Origin of the sequence: Gemmatimonas sp. (assembly GCF_021298855.1) — a bacterium.
Lineage (GTDB): Bacteria > Gemmatimonadota > Gemmatimonadetes > Gemmatimonadales > Gemmatimonadaceae > Gemmatimonas.
In genome coordinates this window covers 1-4,804 of the sequence record NZ_JAJTHI010000063.1, presented here as the reverse complement: position 1 = coordinate 4,804, position 4,804 = coordinate 1, and the positions used below count along the sequence as shown (strand labels likewise).

At 69.5% G+C, this 4,804-nt stretch carries 4 protein-coding genes; all 4 read left to right on the top strand.

From position 1 onward, the window contains the following. Window positions 1–2,479 (top strand): DNA topoisomerase (ATP-hydrolyzing) (locus tag LW840_RS15645; protein WP_291277326.1); only part of this gene is annotated, 2,479 nt, incomplete at its 5' end. Between the two features lie 75 nt (window positions 2,480–2,554). Then, a complete protein-coding gene (locus LW840_RS15640; protein ID WP_291269567.1) occupies window positions 2,555–3,250 on the top strand; it encodes an SDR family NAD(P)-dependent oxidoreductase in 696 nt (231 codons plus the stop codon). A gap of 83 nt (window positions 3,251–3,333) precedes the next feature. After that, a complete protein-coding gene (locus tag LW840_RS15635) occupies window positions 3,334–3,492 on the top strand; it encodes a hypothetical protein (RefSeq protein WP_291277325.1) in 159 nt (52 codons plus the stop codon). 126 nt (window positions 3,493–3,618) lie between these two features. Further along, window positions 3,619–4,554 carry a hypothetical protein gene (locus tag LW840_RS15630; protein WP_291277324.1) on the top strand — a complete coding sequence of 312 codons (936 nt, stop codon included), beginning with the start codon at window positions 3,619–3,621 and terminating at the stop codon, window positions 4,552–4,554. The last annotated feature ends 250 nt before the right edge of the window (window positions 4,555–4,804 follow it).

Below are 4,804 nucleotides of genomic sequence, written 5' to 3'. Positions count from 1 at the left end.
TCGTTTGCCGTTGCCGATGCCCCCCCGCACCAAGTCCGCTCCTGCTCCCACGCCGCGCCGCGAGCGCGTCATGCCGCGGGAAGTCACCGACGAAATGAAGGCCTCGTTCATCAACTACTCGATGAGCGTGATCACGTCGCGTGCACTCCCTGATGTGCGCGACGGTCTCAAGCCGGTGAACCGCCGCATCCTGTACGCCATGAATGAACTGGGGCTCTCGCCGGGGCGCCCGTTCAAGAAGGCGGCCACGGTGGTGGGCGATGTGCTGGGCAAGTATCACCCGCACGGCGACAGCAGCGTGTACGACGCGCTCGTGCGCATGGTGCAGGACTTCTCGCTGCGCTATCCGCTCATCGAGGGGCAGGGAAATTTCGGCTCCATCGACGGCGACCCGGCCGCCGCGTACCGCTACACCGAGGCGCGCATGGCGGCCCCGGGGGTGGCACTGCTGGAGGGGATCGATCAGGACACGGTGGGCTTCGTGCCCAACTTCGACGATCGCCTCAAGGAACCGGCCGTGCTGCCGGCGGCCATTCCCAACCTGCTCGCCAACGGGGTGAGCGGCATTGCCGTGGGCATGGCCACCAACATGCCGCCGCACAACCTGCGCGAGATCGGCAAGGCCATCATTCGCGTCATCGAGGAGCCCACCGTGGCCCTCGATGAGCTGCGCAAGATCGTGAAGGGCCCCGACTTCCCCACTGCCGGGCTCATCGTGGGCAAGGAGGGGATCAGGCACTACATGGAGACGGGGCGCGGCCGCCTCATCAACCGCGCCCGCGTGGTGCTGGAGGCGCGGCCGGGCAGCACGCGCGCGCAGCTGGTGGTGACCGAGCTGCCCTACCAGGCCAACAAGGCGCGCATCATCGAGCAGATCGCCGACCTGGTGAAGGACGAGAAGCTCGTGGGCATCAGTGCGCTGCGCGACGAGTCCGACCGCGAGGGGTTGCGCGTGGTCATCGAGCTCAAGCGCGACGCCGAGCCCAAGAAGCTGCTGGCGCGGCTGTACAAGCTCACGGGGCTCGAGGTCACCTTTGGCGTGATCAATCTGTGCCTGGTGCCCGAGCATGGGCGCCTGGTGCCGCGCGAGCTGGGGCTGCGCGCGCTCATCGATCACTACGTTGCGCACCGGCACGAGGTGCTGGTCAAGCGCACCGAGTTCCAGAAGGCCAAGGCGGAAGCGCGACTGCACATCGTGGAGGGGCTGCTCATTGCGGTGAACGACATCGACCGCGTGGTGCAGCTCATCAAGACCGCCAGGGACACCGAGCAGGCGCACGCGCGGCTGCGCAAGGAGTACACGCTCAGCGAAATCCAGGCCGACGCCATTCTGGCGCTGCGACTGGCCAAGCTGACGGGACTCGAGGTCACGGCGCTCAAGAACGAAGCCCGCGAGCTCAAGGCGCGCATCAAGGAACTGGCGGCGCTGCTGGCCTCTCCCGACAAGCGCATGGCGGCGCTCGCGGTGGAGGTGCAGGAGACCGTGGACCGCTTCGGCGATGCGCGGCGTACCGAAATCGTGTCGCTGGAAACCGCCGACGAGGTGGCGGAAACGGTGGCCGATGCCGAAGTGGTGGGGGTGGTGACTTATGGCGGGCGGGTGCTGCAGCAGCCGCTCCCCAGCGGGCGGGCGCGCAAGGAGAGTGCCGAGGGGGAGCGCGAGGTGCCCACCGACGAACTGCCCATGGTGAAGGGGCGGCTGCGGCAAACGGAGAGCGTGTTCGTGCTCTCCCACGACGGGCAGGCGTTCACGCTCTTCGGCAGCGAGCTGCCCACGGCGGCACGCAGCGGGCGCGGCACGCCGCTCAAGGATGTCATCGAATGGCCGAAGGGGGGCGCACCGGTGCTGGGTGCCATCGTGCGCGACTTCAATCACCCGCTGTTCGTGACCATGGTGACCGCCACGGGGCAGGTGAAGCGCACGGGTATCAGGGAGTTCCGCAACGCGCGGCTGGCGGGGATCAAGGCCATTCGCCTCGACGCGGGGGACAAGCTGGTGGGTGCGGCGTTCACCACGGGGCAGGATGAGCTGCTGCTGGCCACGCGCCACGGGCAGGTCATTCGCTTCCACGAGTCGGAGGTGCGCGACATGGGGCGCGACGCCGGCGGTGTGCGTGGCATCGCGCTCAAGGACGACGATGCCGTGGTGTCGCTGGCGGTGGTGCACGGGGGCCAGTCGGTGTGCGCCGGCACCACGCTGGGGCATGTGAAGCAGGTGGCGGTGGAGAGCATTCCGCTGCAGGGGCGCGGTGGGCAGGGGGTGCAGCTGCTCACGGCCGCCGAGCGGGTGGGCGCCGTGGTGGGGGTGGTGACCACCGGCGCCGAGGTGGGCGTGCGCTTCCTGTCGGGAGCCGGCAGCACCTTCGAGGTAGACCTCGACGAGGCGCCGGTGGTGTCACGCGCGACCAAGGCGTCGCCGCAGTCGGCGTGGCCCGGGCTGCTCACGGCGGTGGCGTTGGTGGGGACGCCGGCGGAGTAGGATGCGCGCGTGAGCCGGCCCGTGTGCTCGACGCCACGGCTTGCCGCGGTGGCGCGCGTGACGTAGCGTGGGCCGATGCCCAGCCACCCCGTTTCGGTCGTGACCGGCGCCTCGCGCGGGATCGGGCGCGCCATTGCCATGCGGCTGGCCAGGACGCACCGCGTCGTGGGCGTGGGACGGGATCGTGCCGCGCTTGCGCAGGTCGTCGACGACATCGCCGGGTCCGGGGGCGAGGCGGAAGCCTTGCCGCTGGATGTGACCGATGCGGACGCCGTGGCGCGCGGGCTGTCCGGTCGCGCGGTGGACGTGCTGGTGCACAATGCCGGCGTGGGGGTCATGAAGCCGCTGCTCGAGCTCACCCCCGCCGAGTGGCAGCGCATGATGGACGTGAATGTGAACGCCCTGTATCACGTGACGCGCGCGCTGCTGCCGGGTATGGTGGAGCGCGGACGCGGGCACGTGGTGATCATCGGCTCGATTGCGGGGCGCAGTGCCTTCGTGGGCGGGGCGGGCTACGCCACCACCAAGCACGCGGTGATGGGGTTCGCCGAGAATCTCATGCTGGAAGTGCGTGACGCCGGGGTGAAGGTGAGCGTGGTGAGTCCGGGGTCGGTGGCCACGGGATTCTCCGGACACGGTGGCCCCAGGGCGAGCGCGCAGTTGCGTCCCGACGATGTGGCGGCGGCGGTGATGAGTGTGGTGGACACGCCGCCGGAGGTGCTGGTGCACCGGGTGGAGGTGCGCGTGCTGTCGCCGAAGCGGAAGGGGTAGGGGGCGACGCGGGGGCGAGGGCAGTGCGCGGGGGGACTGCGCGGGGGGACTACGCGGGGGGACTACGCGCTATCGAATACGCGTTGGCAGGGACGCGTTGGCAGGGACGCGTTGGCGGGGACGCGTTGGCACTGACGCATGGGGGCGCGGGCAACCACGCGGGCAACCACGCGGGCAACCACGCGGGCAACCTGGCGGGCAACTACGCGGGCAACTACGCGGGCAACAACGCGGTGGGGTGAAGGGCATTTCACGCCTTGGGATTGCACAGCGGCGGAACGCGCTACGGTAGGGCTCGGCAACACCTGCGCTTGCGCGCGGGGCGTATCGGGGCCACACGTTATTCATCTCCTTCCCGTGAGTCTCTCATGCCTCGTCTGCATTGGCATCACGAACGGCCGCTGCGCGTTGCGGTCGTGCTGCTGGGCACCGCACTGTTGCAGGCGGCGCCGTTTGCCACCCCCCTGGCGGCGCAATCGACGCGCGCCGACGTGACGCACGCCCCCGCGACGTCGCTGGCGTCGCGCGCGATGGCCGTGGGCACCGTGGGGCCGCGCGTGCTGGCAGCGGCGGCCAACATCGTGAACATCACGACCACCGACTACGCCTTCGACATGCCAGCCACGCTGCCGGCGGGGCTCACCACCATGCGCCTCGCCAACAAGGGCAAGGAGCTGCACCACGTGTATCTGGTGAAGGTGCCGGCGGGGAAGTCGTCGAAGGACATTCTCGCCTGGTTCAAGGCGGGTGGGCCGCCGCCGGCGTGGATGAAGCCGGTGGGAGGCCCCAATGCGTCAGCGGGGATCACCGAGTTCACCAGCACGCTCGAGGCCGGGGACTACGTGGTGTTCTGCGTGATTCCGAGCCCCGATGGCGCACCGCACGTGATGAAGGGGATGATCAAGGACCTCAAGGTTACGCCATCGGCCAACCGCAGTGCGCCGCCTACACCCACCCTCACGCTCACGCTCAAGGACTACGACTTCACCTTCGACAAGCCGCTCACGGCCGGGAAGCACGTGATCGCGGTGAAGAACAGCGGGCCGCAGCCGCACGAGTTCTTCCTGGCCAAGCTCATGCCCGGCAAGACGCCCATGGACATGGCGAGATTCGCCGAGAAGCCTTCCGGCGCGCCGCCTGGCATCCCGTTTGGCGGCATCACCGATATTCTGCCGGGGCAAACGGTGTATCTCACCGTGGATTTGCCTGCCGGCGAGTACGGTCTCATCTGCTTCGATCCGGATGTGAAGGATGGCAGGCCGCACCTGGCGCACGGCATGATCAAGCAGCTTACGGTGCGGTAGGCGGGTCCGGGGTCGGGGTCGGGGTGGGGGTCGGGGTCGAACAACGCGGTGGACCCCGCGCGATCGACGACGCGCTGGCACCAACGCGTTGGCACCCACGTGTTGGCACGAACGCGGTGGCAACAACGCGGAGGGGCGCGGGTGCCAACGCCGGACACCAACGCGGTGCACCAACGTTACCCCCGCCCCCGCCCCCGCCCCCGCCCCCGACCCCGCCCCTACCCACGCCCCCGACCCCGCCGCCGGCAAC

Coding starts and splice junctions, on each gene's coding strand:
- LW840_RS15640 (WP_291269567.1), top strand. CDS start 2,555: ATGCCCAGCCACCCCGTTTCGGTCGTGACCGGCGCCTCGCGCGGGATC.
- LW840_RS15630 (WP_291277324.1), top strand. CDS start 3,619: ATGCCTCGTCTGCATTGGCATCACGAACGGCCGCTGCGCGTTGCGGTC.